The organism is Novosphingobium sp. (assembly GCF_036820275.1).
Lineage (GTDB): Bacteria > Pseudomonadota > Alphaproteobacteria > Sphingomonadales > Sphingomonadaceae > Novosphingobium.
The window spans coordinates 82,187-99,010 of the sequence record NZ_DAISLT010000018.1; the positions used below are offsets into that span (position 1 = coordinate 82,187).

The 16,824-nt window shown below is 63.7% G+C and carries 18 protein-coding genes and 1 pseudogene; 17 read left to right on the forward strand and 2 right to left on the reverse strand.

Features of this window, described 5'->3' with window-relative positions:
- Position 1 precedes the first annotated feature (1 nt).
- Both V7066_RS15415 and cydB read left to right on the forward strand, forming a co-directional pair.
- Positions 2 to 1,396, forward strand: coding sequence for a cytochrome ubiquinol oxidase subunit I (locus V7066_RS15415; RefSeq protein WP_334183879.1), 1,395 nt, complete (start codon positions 2 to 4; stop codon positions 1,394 to 1,396).
- Complete coding sequence (gene cydB, locus V7066_RS15420; protein ID WP_334183880.1) at positions 1,393 to 2,391, forward strand: cytochrome d ubiquinol oxidase subunit II; 999 nt, start codon at positions 1,393 to 1,395, stop codon at positions 2,389 to 2,391. Before V7066_RS15415 ends, cydB begins: the two co-directional genes overlap by 4 nt.
- Before the next feature lie 136 nt (positions 2,392 to 2,527).
- On the opposite strand, the gene V7066_RS15425 is transcribed toward cydB, so the two are convergent.
- Positions 2,528 to 3,160, reverse strand: coding sequence for a tyrosine-type recombinase/integrase (locus V7066_RS15425; RefSeq protein WP_334183881.1), 633 nt, complete (start codon positions 3,158 to 3,160; stop codon positions 2,528 to 2,530).
- 183 nt (positions 3,161 to 3,343) lie between these two features.
- Between V7066_RS15425 and V7066_RS15430 the strand changes: the two genes are divergently transcribed.
- The 7 genes from V7066_RS15430 to V7066_RS15460 all read left to right on the forward strand — a co-directional run bounded on the left by V7066_RS15430 (position 3,344) and on the right by V7066_RS15460 (position 8,432).
- Entirely contained in the window at positions 3,344 to 3,676 is a 333-nt protein-coding gene (locus V7066_RS15430) for an ArsR/SmtB family transcription factor (RefSeq protein WP_017502969.1), read from the forward strand.
- 8 nt (positions 3,677 to 3,684) lie between these two features.
- The gene (gene arsC, locus V7066_RS15435; protein ID WP_017502970.1) at positions 3,685 to 4,116 is read left to right on the forward strand and encodes an arsenate reductase (glutaredoxin); all 432 of its coding nucleotides are present in this window, start codon (positions 3,685 to 3,687) and stop codon (positions 4,114 to 4,116) included.
- On the forward strand, positions 4,113 to 5,174 hold the full coding sequence (gene arsB / locus V7066_RS15440; RefSeq protein WP_017502971.1) for an ACR3 family arsenite efflux transporter: 1,062 nt from the start codon (positions 4,113 to 4,115) through the stop codon (positions 5,172 to 5,174). The genes arsC and arsB overlap by 4 nt, the downstream gene beginning before the upstream one ends.
- Positions 5,171 to 5,605, forward strand: coding sequence for a GNAT family N-acetyltransferase (locus V7066_RS15445; RefSeq protein ID WP_017502972.1), 435 nt, complete (start codon positions 5,171 to 5,173; stop codon positions 5,603 to 5,605). The genes arsB and V7066_RS15445 overlap by 4 nt, the downstream gene beginning before the upstream one ends.
- The gene (gene arsH / locus V7066_RS15450) at positions 5,602 to 6,342 is read left to right on the forward strand and encodes an arsenical resistance protein ArsH (protein WP_334183882.1); all 741 of its coding nucleotides are present in this window, start codon (positions 5,602 to 5,604) and stop codon (positions 6,340 to 6,342) included. Before V7066_RS15445 ends, arsH begins: the two co-directional genes overlap by 4 nt.
- A gap of 529 nt (positions 6,343 to 6,871) precedes the next feature.
- Entirely contained in the window at positions 6,872 to 7,333 is a 462-nt protein-coding gene (locus tag V7066_RS15455) for a hypothetical protein (RefSeq protein ID WP_334183883.1), read from the forward strand.
- A gap of 16 nt (positions 7,334 to 7,349) precedes the next feature.
- Positions 7,350 to 8,432, forward strand: a complete 1,083-nt coding sequence (locus V7066_RS15460) for a DUF5983 family protein (protein WP_334183884.1) — start codon at positions 7,350 to 7,352, stop codon at positions 8,430 to 8,432.
- 92 nt (positions 8,433 to 8,524) lie between these two features.
- Here the strand turns inward: V7066_RS15460 and V7066_RS15465 are convergent, their stop codons facing one another.
- Positions 8,525 to 8,689: a hypothetical protein gene (locus V7066_RS15465; RefSeq protein WP_330705269.1), complete on the reverse strand. Its 165-nt coding sequence runs from the start codon at positions 8,687 to 8,689 to the stop codon at positions 8,525 to 8,527.
- Positions 8,690 to 8,830: 141 nt separating this feature from the next.
- On the opposite strand from V7066_RS15465, the gene V7066_RS15470 reads away from it, so the two are divergent.
- The 8 genes and pseudogenes from V7066_RS15470 (at position 8,831) to V7066_RS15510 (ending at position 16,782) form a co-directional block, all read left to right on the forward strand.
- Positions 8,831 to 10,588 (forward strand): ATP-binding protein, encoded by a 1,758-nt coding sequence (locus tag V7066_RS15470; protein WP_334183885.1) that lies wholly within the window; start codon positions 8,831 to 8,833, stop codon positions 10,586 to 10,588.
- Positions 10,585 to 11,787 (forward strand): ATP-binding protein, encoded by a 1,203-nt coding sequence (locus tag V7066_RS15475; RefSeq protein WP_334183886.1) that lies wholly within the window; start codon positions 10,585 to 10,587, stop codon positions 11,785 to 11,787. The genes V7066_RS15470 and V7066_RS15475 overlap by 4 nt, the downstream gene beginning before the upstream one ends.
- Before the next feature lie 12 nt (positions 11,788 to 11,799).
- Positions 11,800 to 13,098: a hypothetical protein gene (locus tag V7066_RS15480; RefSeq protein ID WP_330705266.1), complete on the forward strand. Its 1,299-nt coding sequence runs from the start codon at positions 11,800 to 11,802 to the stop codon at positions 13,096 to 13,098.
- Positions 13,099 to 13,129: 31 nt separating this feature from the next.
- On the forward strand, positions 13,130 to 13,336 hold the full coding sequence (locus V7066_RS15485; protein WP_334183887.1) for a hypothetical protein: 207 nt from the start codon (positions 13,130 to 13,132) through the stop codon (positions 13,334 to 13,336).
- Positions 13,333 to 14,249 (forward strand): annotated as a pseudogene (locus V7066_RS28795) (hypothetical protein). The gene V7066_RS15485 and the pseudogene V7066_RS28795 overlap by 4 nt, the downstream one beginning before the upstream one ends.
- A 643-nt stretch (positions 14,250 to 14,892) precedes the next feature.
- On the forward strand, positions 14,893 to 15,111 hold the full coding sequence (locus V7066_RS15500) for a hypothetical protein (RefSeq protein WP_330705264.1): 219 nt from the start codon (positions 14,893 to 14,895) through the stop codon (positions 15,109 to 15,111).
- A gap of 838 nt (positions 15,112 to 15,949) precedes the next feature.
- Positions 15,950 to 16,417: a DUF736 domain-containing protein gene (locus tag V7066_RS15505; protein WP_330705263.1), complete on the forward strand. Its 468-nt coding sequence runs from the start codon at positions 15,950 to 15,952 to the stop codon at positions 16,415 to 16,417.
- An 83-nt stretch (positions 16,418 to 16,500) separates the two neighbouring features.
- Positions 16,501 to 16,782 (forward strand): hypothetical protein, encoded by a 282-nt coding sequence (locus V7066_RS15510; RefSeq protein ID WP_330705262.1) that lies wholly within the window; start codon positions 16,501 to 16,503, stop codon positions 16,780 to 16,782.
- The last annotated feature ends 42 nt before the right edge of the window (positions 16,783 to 16,824 follow it).

The following is a 16,824-nucleotide window of genomic DNA, read 5'->3' on the forward strand; positions in this document are numbered from 1 at the left end:
CATGGACGCCATCATTCTCGCAAGGGCGCAATTCGCCTTCACGGTGAGCTTTCACTTCCTCTTCCCGGCCTTTTCCATCGGGCTGGCAAGCTATCTGGCCGTGCTCGAAGCTCTGTGGCTGAAGACAGGCAAGGGCGTCTATGCGAACCTGTTTCGCTACTGGCTGAAGATCTTCGCCGTCGTGTTCGCGATGGGCGTCGTCTCGGGCATCGTCATGTCCTACCAGTTCGGCACCAACTGGTCGGTGTTCTCGGACAAGGCAGGACCTGTCATCGGACCGCTGATGGCCTATGAGGTGCTGACCGCCTTCTTCCTAGAAGCCGGATTCCTCGGGGTCATGCTGTTCGGGATCAACAAGGTTGGGCGCAAGCTGCACTTCGTCGCGACGCTTGCAGTCGCGCTGGGGACTTTTATTTCCGCATTCTGGATCCTGTCGGTCAACAGCTGGATGCAAACGCCCGTTGGCTATGAGGTCGGCGCCAACGGCCAGTTCCTCCCGGGGCCAAGCTGGCTGACAATCATCTTCAATCCCAGCTTCCCCTATCGGCTCTTTCACACAGTCCTTGCCGCCTATCTGACGACCGCGTTTATCGTCGGCGCGGTGGGTGCCTGGCATCTTCTTAAGGACCGCAGCAATCCCGGCGCGCGCAAGATGTTCTCCATGGCCATGTGGATGGCCGCGATCGTCGCGCCCATCCAGATTTTCGCGGGCGACATGCATGGCCTCAACACGCTCGAACATCAGCCGGTGAAGGTCATGGCGATGGAAGGGCATTTCCAGAGCCATCCGCATGACGCGCCCTTGATCCTGTTCGGCATTCCCGACAGCGCGAACCAGCGGGTGGATTATGCCATCGAGATACCCAAGGCATCCTCGCTCATCCTGAAGCACGAACTCGATGCGCCCTTGAAAGGTCTCGATACCGTGCCGCAAGCTGATCGTCCGCCCGTCGGCATCGTTTTCTGGGCGTTCCGCGTGATGGTCGGCATCGGGTTCGCAATGCTCGGGATCGGACTCCTGAGCCTCATCGCGCGCTGGCGTAAAGCGCTCTACGACTGGCCGCTGTTGCACCGCTTCGCTGTGCTCATGGGGCCGTCGGGACTGATTGCCGTGCTGGCCGGCTGGATCGTGACGGAAGTCGGGAGGCAACCTTTCACGGTCTATGGCGTGCTCCGGACCGCCCAGAGCGCTTCGCCGCTCGATGCCCCTGCGGTCGCCTCGTCGCTGCTGGCCTTCGTGATCGTCTATTTCACCGTCTTCGGCATGGGCATCTGGTATCTGCTTCATCTCATGAAGAAGCCGCCAGAGGCGCATGAAACCCCGCCGAGCGACGCGCCCATTCGCAGCGCAGGTATCACGCCCGCACCGGCTATCATCGAAGGAGCTTCGGCATGATCGGCCTCACCGTCATCTGGGCCTGCATCATCGGCTTTGCGATCATCGCCTATGTCGTGATGGACGGCTTCGATCTTGGGATCGGCATCCTGTTTCCGTTCTTCAAGGTCGGGCAGGACCGCGACACTGCGATGAACAGCATCGCGCCCGTCTGGGATGGCAACGAAACCTGGCTCGTGATGGGCGTAGGCGGCCTGTTTGCCGCATTTCCGCTGGCCTATGCCATCATCCTTCCCGCGCTTTACGCGCCGATGATCGCGATGCTGCTGGGACTCGTGTTCCGCGGCGTGGCCTTTGAGTTCCGCTGGCGGGATCCGGCGCACCGTGCTTTCTGGGACACGGCCTTCACGACAGGGTCGGTTATCGCCACCTTTGCGCAAGGCATTGCGCTCGGGGCCCTGCTACAGGGCATCACCGTCGAGGGGCGCAGTTATGCCGGAGGCTGGTGGGAATGGCTGTCGCCTTTCAGCCTGCTGACCGGCGTCGGCCTGCTGATCGGCTATGCCCTGCTCGGCGCCTGCTGGCTCAACTGGAAGACCGAAGGCGGATTGCAGCGGCAGACGGTGACCTATGCCGGGCGGCTTGGAATCGGCCTGCTCATCATGATCGGCGTGATTAGCCTCGCAACGCTGCGGCTCGAAACGCAATATTATCAGCGCTGGCTAAGCTTCCCGGGCGTGGTAGCGACAGCGCAGGTGCCGCTTGCCACGCTTATCGTGACATTCCTCTTTTATCGCAGCCTCCGCGTGAAGCGAGATGTGCAGCCGTTCTTCTGGGCGCTCTCGCTTTTCGGACTGTGCCTGGTCGGGCTTGGCGTCTCGATCTGGCCCGATGTCGTTCCGGCGCGCGTGACGATATGGGAAGCGGCGGCGCCCGTCCGCAGCCAGTTGTTCATGCTGGTGGGAGCCGCGATCATGGTGCCGATGATCCTTGCCTACACGGCCTGGTCCTATTGGGTCTTCCGGGGCAAGGTTGGCACGGAAGGATATCACTGATGCGCCTGTTGCTGAGCCGTCTCGGTTGGTTCGTCGGCATCTGGGCTGCGAGCGTTTCCGCGTTGGCGCTTGTGGGCGGAATGCTCCGCTGGTGGCTACGATAAATGGCCCCTCGCCTTAGGTGAGGGGCCAACACTCAAATTTCGGTATTTTCAGCGAGGGCCAGCGCGTCCTCTACGTCGATCCCGAGATAGCGCACCGTACTCTCGATCTTGCTGTGGCCGAGCAGGATCTGGACTGCCCGTAGATTGCCGGTCGCCCTGTAGATGATCGATGCCTTCGTTCGCCGAAGCGAATGGGTGCCATACTCGCTCCGCATGAGGCCGACCCCTGTCACCCATTCATCGACGAGCCGAGCATACTGGCGAGTGCTGAGATGCCCATTATGATCAACTCGGCTCGGAAACACATAATCGTCCAGCGTGCCGCCCCTTTGTTCGAGCCATGCCAGCAAGCTCGCTCGAGCATCTGGCAGCAGTTCGAACTGAACGGGCCGGCTCGTTTTCTGCTGCATTACGATCGCCCGCATTCGGATTTGCCCTCCGCTGACAAGGTCGCCGATCTTCATCTGCACCAAGTCGTAGCCGCGAAGTTTGCTGTCGATCGCCAGATCGAATAGCGCGCGATCTCGCAGCCGACGGTGCTGATTGAGGTAGAAACGGATTTCCCAAATCTGCTTCGGTTTCAGAGCCCGCTTTGCACCCACGGTCCTTCCGGCATTCCAAACCGGGCGATTGGTAGCAGTGAGTTCTGTTTCAGGCGTCTCCATGATCGTTCTCCTCCTATGGCCACATTGGCCATCTGGAGAACGCTTGCCGACGAGGATGTGCAGGATTTTGCTGTGGGGCTCGTGCTGACTAGGCCCGGCCTTTCGTGACGGAGCGGCCAAGGCCGGCTTCTGGTAAAGTCAGATGCTCCTTGATTAAATCCATATATCCAGCAATGTGGATATATGGACAACGACTCAGCCATCACGGCCCTTGGCGCGCTCGCGCAGGGCACGCGCCTCGACGCATTTCGCCTGTTGGTCCGCCACGAGCCTGAGGGCCTGGCCGCCGGCGAGGTCGCCAAGGCGCTCGACGTGCCGCAGAACACGATGTCGGTGCATCTCGCGACCCTCGCGCGCGCCGGCCTGATCCGGTCTGAGCGGCGCAGCCGCATCATCAACTATCGCGCCGATCTCGACCAGTTGAAGGCGCTGACCCTGTTCCTTGTGAAGGATTGCTGCGGCGGCAAGGCGGAGCTTTGCGAGCCGCTGATCGCCGAGCTTAACCCCTGCTGCTGAAGGCTGCCATGACCGTCGATATCATCATCTATCACAACCCCGAGTGTGGGACGTCGCGCAACACGCTGGCGATGATCCAGAACGCCGGCATCGAGCCGCACGTCATCGAGTATCTGAAGACGCCGCCGAACCGCTCGCGCCTCGTCTCGCTGATCAGTCGCATGGGCATCACGCCTCGCGCGCTGTTGCGCGAGAAGGGCACGCCCTATGCCGAGCTTGGCCTCGGCGACCCGGCGCTCAGCGACGACCGGCTTATCGACGCGATGATCGAGCATCCGATCCTCATCAACCGCCCGATCGTCGTCTCGCCGCTCGGCGTGAAGCTGTGCCGTCCGTCGGAAGAGGTGCTCGACCTGCTGCCGGCCCGGCAGCGCGGCGCCTTCACCAAGGAAGATGGCGAGAAGGTCATCGACGACGCGGGCAACAGGATCGGCGCATGACCACCGCCGCGTCGGCCAAGCCGGGGATCAGCACATTCGAGCGCTATCTCAGCGTCTGGGTTGCGCTGTGCATCGTGGTCGGGATCGCGCTCGGCTACGCGCTGCCGGGCCTGTTCGGCGCGATCGCCGCAGCCGAGGTGGCGCGGGTCAACCTCGTCGTCGCGGTGCTCATCTGGCTGATGATCATCCCCATGCTGCTCAAGATCGACCTCCGCGCGCTCGGCTCTGTTCGCCAACACTGGAAGGGCGTCGGCGTCACCCTGTTCATCAACTGGGCGGTGAAGCCGTTTTCGATGGCGCTGCTCGGCACGCTGTTTCTGGGCTGGCTGTTTCGGCCCCTGCTGCCGGCGGGCGAGGTCAGCTCCTATATCGCAGGTTTGATCCTGTTGGCCGCCGCACCCTGTACGGCGATGGTGTTCGTCTGGTCCAACCTCTGCGAGGGCGAGCCCACTTACACGCTGAGCCAGGTCGCGCTGAACGACGTGATCATGGTCTTTGCCTTCGCGCCGCTGGTCGGCCTGCTCCTCGGCGTCGCGTCGATCACGGTGCCGTGGGACACGCTGTTGATCTCGGTGATGCTCTACATCGTCGTGCCAGTCATCGTCGCGCAGATCGTCCGCAGTGTCGTGATCGGAGCGGGCGGACAGGAGGCATTGGACCGGCTGCTGGCTCGGCTTGGGCCGGTGTCGCTGCTGGCGCTGCTGACCACGCTGGTTCTGCTGTTCGGGTTTCAGGGTGAGGCGATCATCGCCCATCCGCTGGTCATTGCCCTGATCGCGGTGCCGATCCTCATTCAGGTCTATTTCAACGCGGGGCTCGCCTACTGGCTGAGCCGTAGGCTCGGTGTGGCATGGCGCGTCGCGGCCCCGGCTGCGTTGATCGGCGCCTCCAACTTTTTCGAGCTGGCCGTCGCCGCCGCGATCAGCCTGTTCGGGCTCAACTCGGGAGCGGCGCTGGCGACCGTCGTCGGCGTGCTGGTCGAAGTGCCGGTGATGCTGTCGGTCGTCTCGATCGTGAAGCGGACGCGGCCCTGGTACGAGGCGAGAGCGACGGCATGACCCAGGTCTATTTCTCGGAGGCTCGGCACGCTGATGATGTCCTGCGCCTCGCGCTCGGCGCCGCGCAGCTCCCGACCGACGATCTCGGCGGTCTCGACCAGATGTTCTTCAGCCTGTCCGACGATGAAGGGCTGATCGGGTTCATCGGTCTGGAAGGCAACGACGCTGACCGGCTGCTCCGCTCGCTGGTAGTGCTGCCGACCCGGCGCGGCAAGGGCTACGGCCGGATGCTGGTCGAGCGCCTCGAAGGCGTCGCCGATGGCGCGGTCGATCGGCTACACCTTCTGACCAGCGGCTCCGGGGAGTTCTTCCGCAGGCTCGGCTACGCCGATGCCGATCGCGATGCCGCGCCGGCGTTCATCGCCGCGACTGCGCAGTTCACGTCGCTGTGTGGTCCGCGCGCGACCTATCTCGTCAAGGATCTTGGATGACTCGCCTTCGTGACCTGACCGACCCCGACCATCTGCCCGCGCTAGATCGCAGCATCGCGATCGCCCGGCCGGGCACCGGCATGGGCGACGATCAGCCACCGCCGCGCATCCTGCTGCTCTATGGGTCGCTGCGCGAACGCTCGTTCAGCCGGCTTGTAGCCGAGGAAGCGTCGCGACTGCTGATCCTGTTCGGCGCAGAGGTGCGGATATTCGATCCGAGCGACCTGCCGCTCCCCGATCAGGTGAAGGGCGACGATCATCCCGCCGTCCACGAACTCCGGCAGCATGCGCTATGGTCCGAAGGCATGGTCTGGTGCAGCCCCGAGCGACACGGCCAGATCACCGGCATCATGAAGGCGCAGATCGACCATCTGCCGCTGGAGTTCGGCGGCATGCGTCCGACCCAAGGTCGCACCCTCGCGGTCATGCAGGTGTCTGGCGGCTCGCAGTCGTTCAACGCGGTCAACACGCTGCGCCTTCTCGGCCGCTGGATGCGCATGATTACCATCCCCAACCAGTCGAGCGTGGCAATGGCGTTCAAGGAGTTCGACGAAGCCGGCCGCATGCGCCCGTCGAGCTATTATGACCGGATCGTGGACGTGATGGAGGAACTGGTCCGATTCACGATCCTGACCCGCGCTCACGCTTGGCAACTCGTCGATCGCTATTCCGAACGGAAGGCCGCACAGGCGAAGCGTGATGCTGCGGCCGATCTTGCCTCGCGCGCGCTCGGCTGATGGCCGCGGGTTGCCCACCAGTTAGACTTAGAATGGCCGCTTATTCTGAAAACAGCCATCCGGGCTAACCCATCCAAACGGCAGAAATGTCCCAGACCCGGTCATATTCTGACGGTCCGCTTCCAAGCATCGTAATTTTGCGTTCGGACGGCTTGGATGGGCGCAAACCGGGCGCTCTGTGGAGCGTCCGAGTCGACCGCGACTGCAGACCGGCCGACTTAACCGTCCTCGTATCGCTGATGTTACCGTGAGTTTTCGAATAATGCACAGAGGCCATCTGGATCGCAGGCGCCTGGCAGCGCGCCGATAGCCGCTCTACGACAATGCGGCGAATAGCTCCGTAGCAGGCTGATTGATGCGTGCTTAACCTGCCGGCGACTTACGCCTCCCCTGACATAGCCGCCGATTTCCCACGCGTATCGTGGCGCATGTACGCGGGCCGGAGAGCAGGGAGCGGAGAGGGGAGGAGGGCTGGGGCGACGGACCCGGGGCGATCGACTGCCTCTTCCGTGCCACAGGAGATTATCCCATGGATGTCATCGTTTCCCGCACCCGCATCGCTGGGTGCGCGCCTCTCTATTCCTATCGCGCGCTGGTCCCTGTGGAAAGCGTCGATCCCGACCGGCGCCACCGTGTTGCGATCCTGCATGTTCAGATCGCGATGATCCGATCGGCGTGCACGCGCATTGCCGACACGATTGCGCCCCATCGTTGGTTCGAACGGGATATGGCCATCTCCTTCGGTCTTGCCGCCCAGCTCGGCCTCGCGGCGCGGCGCATCGAAGCACTTCTGTTGCAGTCGGTGTTTCCCGAGATGACCACCTGGTTGGCGCCGATCGCGCTTCGGCTCGACCATGACCCGGGAAGCGCGTCCCACCGCGTCGCGGCGATCGATCTCAATGCCGCTTTTGATGCCATCGCCCCGCACATCGACACGCTGAGCGCCGCCGAGCTGGCGCCGCCTCGGTCCACCGATCGCCGCGCCGCCTGATCCAGGAAAGATGCACATGATACATTACACACTTTCCCATCTCGAAGCGGCCGCCTCCCTCTGGGAAGCGGTTCTCGACCTGCGCGACCATCCGGCCGCCGAACCCGACGCTCTCGTTCGTGCGCTGGCGATCCGAACATCGTTCGAGGCGATCGGGACCTGCGCCATGCGCATCATTGTCGTGGGCTGGATTGATGCGGTCGATGCCGCCTGGTACAGGAACCAGGAGACCTGCCCCTTCTGTTTCGACTGGTCCTTTGTGAAGCAGTGGGTCATCGACACCATCGACTGGTCCGACCCCGATAATCCGGCCATCCGGATAGATGGTTCGGGCACTGACATGACAGACAACGTGACTACGGCCGCCCAAGCGGGGGCGAAGTCGCCCGGGCCAGCGGGGCCACAAATCACTCGGCACGAACATGTCGCCCTGCTGGCCCGCGTGCGCGCCGCCCTGGCGAGGCCGGACAGCCTCGATGCCGCCGCACGCGCCACATTGACCGGGGTGATCGGCGCCAGCGAAAGCGGGCTCAGGGTTTGTGCGCTGCCCTGGCCGATCGATATGCATCTGGGCATCATCGAGCACCGTCATGGCATCAATTTCTACGCAGGCCTGAACCATGACGTTCTTGTCGCGGAGATGGCGGAATATGCGCGCGAATGGTGGAAGGAGATCGGCGACAGGCGCGATCCGCATACACTGCCAGATGACGAGGTCCTCGCCGCCTATTTCGACGATCACCCTTCGGAAAGCTATTCGACCGAGATCCTGCGCCTGGAGCCCCTCCCGGCGGTCCGCTCAGTCTCTTCGATCGAAAGCGGCGCCTACTGCGTGCTGTCGACAGCCCATCTGACGGTGCAGACGGCCGGCCTTCTCGACAAATGGGCCTGCTGGCCTCCGAGCGACCGCCCCATCGACATCGCCGCCTCCGTCTATGGCTGGTTCGTACCGACGCGGCCGCTTCCCGATGACCGCCGAGCGCAGATCCCGGATGATCTCCAGGAAATTATCGCGTTCGGACGTGATCGGGGCTTCCAGTTCCTGCTCTTCGACTGCGATGCAGACCGCGCCGCCGATCTCCCCGTCCACGACTGGTGACCGCATCGAGGAACGGCTTACCAGCCAGGAAGAGTCTGGCTGGCATCCCGCCGGAGATGGACTCCTTTCGGAACCCCATCGCCTTCAATCCATCATGGAGCGCCCGCCCCGGCCTCCATCAACGGCAGCAGCATCGCATGGAGGGCATCTTCCGCGCGCTCACGCCGGGGTGCATCGCTCGAGGCCAGGTCCTTGCGCATCCAGTCGGGCAGTCGCCGCACGAGGTCCCGCAGTTTTACATCGTTTGAGTTGCTCATCGCCTCCTCTTTGCAGGACGCTCACCGCGACGACAACTGTCTTGGCGCTTTGCGTCGGCAGACCGCCAAGCCGGGACGAAAGGGAAGGGGGCAGCGTAGGGGAGACGGCCGGATGGTCCGTCGCCGAGACAGGAGATGATCATGCCTCTTCCCGCCACGATCGAGATCGCCGTCAGCCAGGACGCCGTTCGCTGCGCGTCCCGCCTTGTCGCGGGAAGCGCGCTCGATGCGATTCACGAAATCCTGCAGAATTGCCGCCGGGCCGACGCGCAGCACGTCATGATCAACCTTGTCGAGGAAGACGGCCGCACCTTTCTCGATATCCACGATGACGGCTGCGGCATCGACAATCCCGCTGCGCTCCTGACCTTCGGTTTATCCGGTTGGGGCGACGATATCATGCGGCGTGAGGCTCTGGCCGGCATCGGCCTGTTCAGCCTTGCCGGTCATGCCATCGAGATCCACGCCTTCTCGCCCGCGATGGGACACGGCTGGAAGGTCCGGATTCCCGCTGAAGCCTGGAGTGGCGACAGGGCGCTCGAACCCGAGCCGTGCGACCTCGGCTGGGGAACGATGGTCCGCATCGAGATATCCGGCGACTGGAAGATGGGCATCTGTTCGGCCATTGCTGAGGCTGCTCGTTACTATCCCTTGCCGGTGATGCTGGACGGTGCGTTGCTGCCCCGCAAGGATTTTCTCAAGGATGCGCTGCTGATCGAAGAGGCCTGCGGTTGCCGTATCGGCGTCTATAAAGGCAATTCGGTTCGGCAAGATGGCCCCTGCATCAACTTCCATGGTTTGGCCGTCCCGTGTTCTCTTCCCAATATATTCGAGTTGAAGAGGCAGGACTGCCACTGGTCCGATCGCATCGATGTGATCGACGCGCCTGAAATTCGCCTCGCCCTGCCGGCCCGCAACGCGGTGATCACGAACGAGGCGATGAAGGCGCTGCGCATCGCCATGGAACGGGCCCTATACACGGCCATCGCTGCCCAGGAGGAGCATCGCCTGCCCTTCGCCTTATGGCTGCGGGCTCGAGGACTCGGTGTGACGCTGCCCGCGGTACGGCCAGGGCTCTCGATCTGGCATCCATCGTCCGACGATGAACATGACAAGCCCGCCGACGGAACGACTGCCCCTGAGACTGCCTCTGGGGGCGCATTGATGGTTGTCCCCTCGCTGCGCTCCGAGATCGCGCAGGCGCTGGCACTCGCCCACCATCAGCCGCCGCTTCAGGATTTCGTGCTGGTGGAGGAGGAACGCTGGCTCGACGGCTATGACTGGTACGACGCTCTACCGATCATCCTCTATGTTTCCTTCCGGATTTACCGGGAGGGCATCGAATATCCTTATGGTGAAGACGATCGCCTTCCATGCGGCTTCGCTTCAGGTTTCGTCGACAGGATCGTTTCCGACCTGGAGATTGCCGAGACCTGCCATGAGGATGCGCCGCGATACGTCCATTCCATTGAAATCCCGGCCCTGGTCTGTCCCACTGGCAGTTGGGATATCGAGGAGGCCGTCGTCCTTGTGACCCGCGGCGGCGGTATCGACCCGGATCGCGTGGGACGCATGATCCACGCGTCGCTGTTCTCTGCGCCCGACGATGCCGACGCCGATAGCTGGGAGACCCAGTCCCGCGCCTTCGCGCGAAGCCCGGCAGGTGGCGACCGGCGTTCTTCTGGGGGAGGACGCCGCCACCCTCGAGGCCATCCTGATAGAGGCGCGCCATCATCTCGCCTGTCTGATCCCGAAGGATCGCCGGATTGTCATCCACGCGGATCGCGCCGGCATCACCGCCGATTTCATGCCGGACTGATGAGCCGCCGCCCGAACCCGTCCCCTGAGCAGCAGATCCGGCGTCCGGACACGATGCCGACGGAAGGAGCACGCCCATGACGATCGCCACTCATGACTTCACCCGCGATGCGAAAGTTCCGCTCGGTCACTGTTCGACCGGCACGCTGGAACTGGATCTCGGCAAACTGATGTCAGGCCGCTGCCTGATCCAGGGATCGTCGGGCGCGGGCAAGAGCCAGACGCTGCGCCGGATCATCGAGGAGGCCTTCGATTATATGACGACAATCATCGTCGATCCGGAAGGCGAGTTCGCCAACCTTGCCGCGCATATCGGCGCCACCACCGTCGTCGCGCGTGATTATGCCAATGACGGTCTTACCGCACTGGCGCTGCGCACCCGCCAGCACCGTATTGCCCTGCACCTCGATCTCACCGATCTGGAACCCGACCAACGCATCGAGAAGGCCGCCGCCTTCTTCGCAGGGCTGCTCTCGGCGCCGCGCGAGCATTGGGCCCACACGGTGCTGGTCTGCATCGATGAAGCGCATCTGCTTGCGCCGCATATGGCGGCCTCGGCCCGCGATGCCGAAACACGTCGCCTTGGCGTCGCCACGCTCACCGACATGTGCGCTCGGGGGCGCAAGCGCGGGATCGGCACGATCATCGCTACGCAGCGTCTCGCCAAGCTCGCCAGTTCGGTGGTCTCCGAATTGCACAACCACCTGATCGGTCTCAACGTCTTCGATCGCGATGTCGCGCGCGCCGCCGACCTGCTCGGCTTCGGTGGCGATCAGGCGGCGCTGCTCCGGCAGTTGCCGCCGGGAGAATTTTTCGCCTTCGGTCCCGCGCTTTCGGCGCTGCCCGTACTGGCGAAAATCGACACGACGATTACACCGCATATCGGCCGTACACCCGATCTGGTCGCCGCGGCCGACCTCGACCCGGACGAGAGCCGCACGCTCCTCGACCTCGACACCTTGCGCGAGGTGGCGCCGAGCAGGAACACCCATGCCGCCATGCGTGGCCAACGCGCGCTCGATGCTTTCCTGCTCGATCCTGCCGCGCCCGCCGCCGCGCGCATCGTCGGGGCGCTGGGCAGCATCGCGCCCAACGCCACTACGGCCGATGATCTTGCGCGCCATCTCGCGCTGCCCGCCAATGACATCGATGCCGGTCTCGATCTGCTCGCCGCGATCGGCGCCTCGGACACCATGCCGCGCGGCGATACGCGTATCGCGCGCCTGTCGGCCCGGTTGCGCCTGCGCGTCGTCGACACTCCAGTCGTCGGCCTGGCCTGAAAGAAGCCCACCATGACCCAGACCAGCTTCGATCTCGACACCGAGATCGTCGAACTGACCCCTTTCGTCCCCGAGACGGATACCGCGCCGACCGTGCCGCTATCTGAACTGGCTTTCCGCGCGGATGCATGGCTTCCCCATGAGACGGGGCGTCTCCGCGTAGCTTTTACCGACGATTGCACGATCGAGGAAATCGCCGCCCAGCTTGGGCGGTCCCGGGCCGCTGTCGCTACCCGGATCCATGACCTGGGCCTGCGCCGTAATTCGCGGCGATCGTGGAGCGACTGGGCCGATGAGGAACTGGCGCGCTGCTACGCCCACGAGCCGACGGCGACGTTGGCGGCGCGGCTTGGTCGCGGCGTGAGCGCGCTCTATGCCCGCGCCCGGCTGCTTGGCCTCTCTGAACCCGGATCCCCGCCGTACAGTGGCTGGGAGGACGCGCAACTGCGCGCGGGCTACGCCACAGGCGTACCTGTCGTGCAGATCGCGAGCCTGATCGGGCGACCCTTCGCCGGCGTCATCTCGCGCGCTTCGGCGCTGGGGCTGCGCCATGCCTGCCAGCCGGACGACTGGAGCGACGCGGAAATGAACCGCGCCCTCGAACTCGCGGCAACCGGCGCACGTTATGTCGCCATCGCCGAGGTTCTGGTGGCCGAAGGCTTCCCGGCCCGGAACAGTCGCAGCCTCGGCCAGCGCCTGCGTAAGCTGGGCTATGGCAGGGGCTGGGGCCGCCCGTGGATCCCCGAGGAGGACGCGCTTCTCCGTCATGCCTACAGGACGGGGGCGAGTCTGACGCCTCTGCGCGAGCGGCTTGGCCGCACCCCCCACTCGATCCGCTGGCGGGCCGAGGCGCTGGGGCTCAGGGGCTCGCATGTCCGCCGGGACGGATTTCGGCAGGGACCGGTGTGGACGGCCGAGGAAGAAGCCCGGTTGCGGGCTGACTATGGCAAGGTTCCGACCCGCCAGATCGCCGAGGCGCTTGGCCGCGGCGTGCGCGCCGTTCTCTATCATGCGAACCGTATGGGGCTGGTCCACGGGTTCATGCGCGCATTCAGCGCCGACGAAGAAAGGGCGATCCGTAACGCCTGGGCATATGGCGTCTCGATGGTCGATGTCGCGCAGGCCCTTGCCCGCGATCCCGCCGTCATCGGCAAGCATGCCGCGCGCCTCGGCTGCCGGTTCAACGATCCGGCGCGTCCCACGCGAGGCCCTAAGACGCGGCGGGCCAATAGACCACCTGTCACGCTCCACAGCCTGCTGGCGCTCGATACCGCTGTTCCGACCGGTGTCGATCTTCCGATCGCTGCCTGATCCCGGCCGCCGCTTCATTTCCGGAGGTTTTATGTCCACGCCTGTCCCGCCCAGCAGCCTGTCGTCTCTGCGGCGGCAACTCTCCAGCTTCGATCACGCGCTCAGAACAGCCCAGCAGCTGCGGTGTGCGACCGGTGTGCCGCACTATGTCGTGCATGGCGTCGCGCCGTTACAGGCGTTCAGGGTTACGATGCGGCCGCCTGCCTGGCCCGACCGCTGGCTGGCGATGGTCGCATGACGATGCCATCTGCCACCTATCCGGTCGTGGCGGCCTGGGGCATGGGCGTAAACAGCACCGCCATGATTATCGAGTGGGTAGCCCGGGGCCGAAGGCTGGATGCCGTATTGACCGCGGATACTGGCGCCGAAAGCCCCAGAGTTACGCCTATCTTCCGATTTTTCAGAAATGGATGGACGATCGAGGCATATCTCACCATATTGTTCGATACGAGCCAAAGAAATTCAAGCATTGGCCGCCGTACTTCACAATATTGGAGAATTGCCTGACGAACTCGACTTTGCCATCTGCCTCATTTGGTAGGAAATCTTGTTCAGTCAAATGGAAGATACAGCCTCAAGACCTTTGGGTGTCAAAATGGCAACTTGCAAAGAATATATGGCAGGTTGGCGGTAAGGTTGTCAAGCTGATCGGGTATGACGCTTCACCTGCCGACAACCGGCGTTATGCAAACCGCGAAGGCATCATGGATGCCCGATACGACTATCTTTATCCGCTTCTGCACGAATGGCATTGGGACCGCGACGCCTGCATCCGGCGAATTGAGGCTGAAGGCTTGCCGGTTCCCCCGAAATCGAGTTGCTGTGCGCATATGCGTTCCGAGGAAGTCGCGCAATTGCCGCGCTGGGTGCTTCGATTGATCGTGTTGGTTGAGGCGCGGGCCGCGCCACGCCTGCGCAATGTCGAGGGATTGTGGCGTCGGGCGACGAAAGCCCGTCCCGGCTCCATGACCATGTTCATCCGGCAGCGAGAGCTTCTTGATCCCGACGAGATCGACGCCATCGTCGCAGGCGCACCTGTCGATCTCATTGATTTCCAGCGTGTCGCTGCGGCCATTCCCGTGGAGCGGCGGCCGCATATGCGCCAATGGATCGATCGGTTCAATGAAGGTGTCGAGAGGCTCGCCGCCTGATTACCTCACCCGCTTGGGACGTGATGTTCATTTTGCCGGTCTCGCGTACTGGCTAGCGGCACTGGCTTGCATTCGCGCGTGCCCTGCACCGACGAGGGTTCGACCGCTCGTTTCGATATAACCCGCGGGGAAACGCTTCCTCTTGACACTTCGCACGTGCAGCATTCACAATCTGCACGGTCTTGAGGTCTGGCCGCCCCTGCGGCCAAATGTCCCAATCTTCAGGACCACCTGCGCACCCGAGGGGCAGGCGGGAAATTTCATCGTCAGGGCCGCGATGGCGCAGGAAGGCCCACCACATAGGGGCATCGCAGTCCTGGAGAACGACTTATGATCTCTTTGGTGTGGCGCTTCGTTTTTTGTCCGCTCGATCGTCATAAATCGTTCCGGAGAGATATGTGGTGGAACGGGGATCATTACATCGGAACCTGCCAATACTGCGGCTGCGCGATCCGGAAGGATGGCCCTCGTCGGTGGCGCCGCATCCTTGCCTAGCGGATGCTCCGGGCAGGGGGCGGTAACCGATGCAGGCACGACCCCTTGATCACAGGCCCATGTGGTGCACCTCGCTCCGGCCGCTGTTTCTGGTGCTGTTTGCCGGCCGGGGCACCGCGTTTCCCAAATCTTCCATGAGGCTTCGATCATGTCTAAGGTTCGCATCGGTGAGTGGAATATCGATCTGGCCCAGGCCACCGCGTCGAAAGGCGACATCGAGGTAAGGATCGTCACGCATGAAGACGGCACCTACACCATCGCGTATTCCGGACTGGAAAGCAGCGAAACCGCCCGCCTTCTGGGACCGGAGGTTCTTGACGCTTTCCAACGGGCAGGGGCCAAAGCCTTCGAGCAGGGGCCTGAGTAGAAACGCGAGACATTCCAACTGAAGCTCTGGACTATCTGTGCCCCGCATGTTGCAATGCAATATTCCCGCGAATCAGGAGGCTTTCTTGAAAGAATTCTCGATGATCCGCCACCTCGGTTTCGTGGCGGCACGACGCGGTGAGCCCACATCGGCTAATCCCTACAGGACATATCTCGGACGGATAGCCTGGATAGGCGGTTACTCCGAAGGCCGAGTTTCCCAAGCGTTCGGCACGATGCTGGCGTCCTGCGATACGGCAAGTAAGCGGTAGCCGGAACACTGGCTCCAACCTTTACGCTCTCGCTATTTCCCAGATCGGCCGATCACGGCGTTACGTCAATTTCAATCCCCAACTCCGGATTGGCTGGGGATTTCGAGCGGTCGCATCCGCCGTCTTTCGATGGCCATTCTTTCCGCCGCGCGGCCCGCCCCTATCTCCTGCTCGCTCCCGATACCGGGACCGCACCTGCCGGTGCCGCCGACCACGCCGCTCCCGCAGTGTCTGCGATGACCGCCGGTTCACGCCGCTGCCCCTCGCTACGGCGACTCCCGCCAGCGTAGCACCCGCGCGGCTACCGCCGCGCCCCGGGCGTCGCGCCCCAATCCACCTTCATCATCCCTCGCGCCGCGCCTCTGCCCCTGATCGTGCCGCGGTGTCGCGCGGAGTTGCGGGCGGCGGGGGCGTTGCGCGTGGACCGCGGCGGCGTCGCGCTGGGGGAGGCGGAGCGCCTCGCCGCGGGCGGGCGGCGCGGGAGGCGAGCGCGGGATAGAGAGGAGAGAAGGGCCGGTGAGGGTGTCGCTGAGAATGGTTTCGAGCGACATTCGAAAGGTAAAGACGATGAACATCGGTGAAATCTTTAATCGGAATGGCCGTCTGAAGGGCTCGATCGCCACTCGCACCATCGATCTGCCCAGTGTCGGGCTGCGCAAGGTCGTGAGCGATAATCCGAAGGCTCCGGTCTACGAGATCCTCGCGCTTAACGTCGCCCGCCGCTACGTCCAGATCGGCGCGCTGTGGGAGGCCGTGTCGAAGCAGGGGGATGTGTTCCTCGCCGGGAACATCGACGACCCCAGCCTGCCCGAGCCGCTGCCGATCGCGCTCTTCCCGGCCGACCATGGCGGCTACATGGTCGCCTGGCGCCGCGACACCATGCGCTCCGATTTCGGTGGCGGCATGGGCGCGAGCAGCGGCCGGTACGACGATCGCGACCCGGGCGATCAGGGCGGCTTCGGTGACAGCACCGTGGGTGCCGGCGGCGAACGGTCGGGTTCGGACACCTCGTTCGAGGAGGAAGACCCGTTCTGATCACGCGCTGATCAGTCCCATCGGGCCGGGGAGGCGTCAGGCTTCCCCGGCCTCTTTCTTTTTCGCCCATGAGGAGACATCCCATGCCCCGCTCTTCATTGCATTCTTCCGCCCCGTTGACCGACCTTGCCGCGCTCTCCGCGGCGATCATGGCCAGCCCCTCGATCCGCGACCTGCTCGCGCGGCATGTCGAGGGCGCGTCTCCCGTGCCGGAAATCCCGGCGGGTATCACCTGCGGCGAGATCATCGCCGCCATCTACGACCTGCTCGAGAATACGCCGCTCGCGCCGCATGCGGCCGGGATCGTCGATACCGTCCTGACGCGCGCGGCATTCGTCGCGCCCGCCCGGGCGAGCAGGCACTGACCCGGCACGACACCCATGCAGGGCCGGGACGCTATCCTCGCG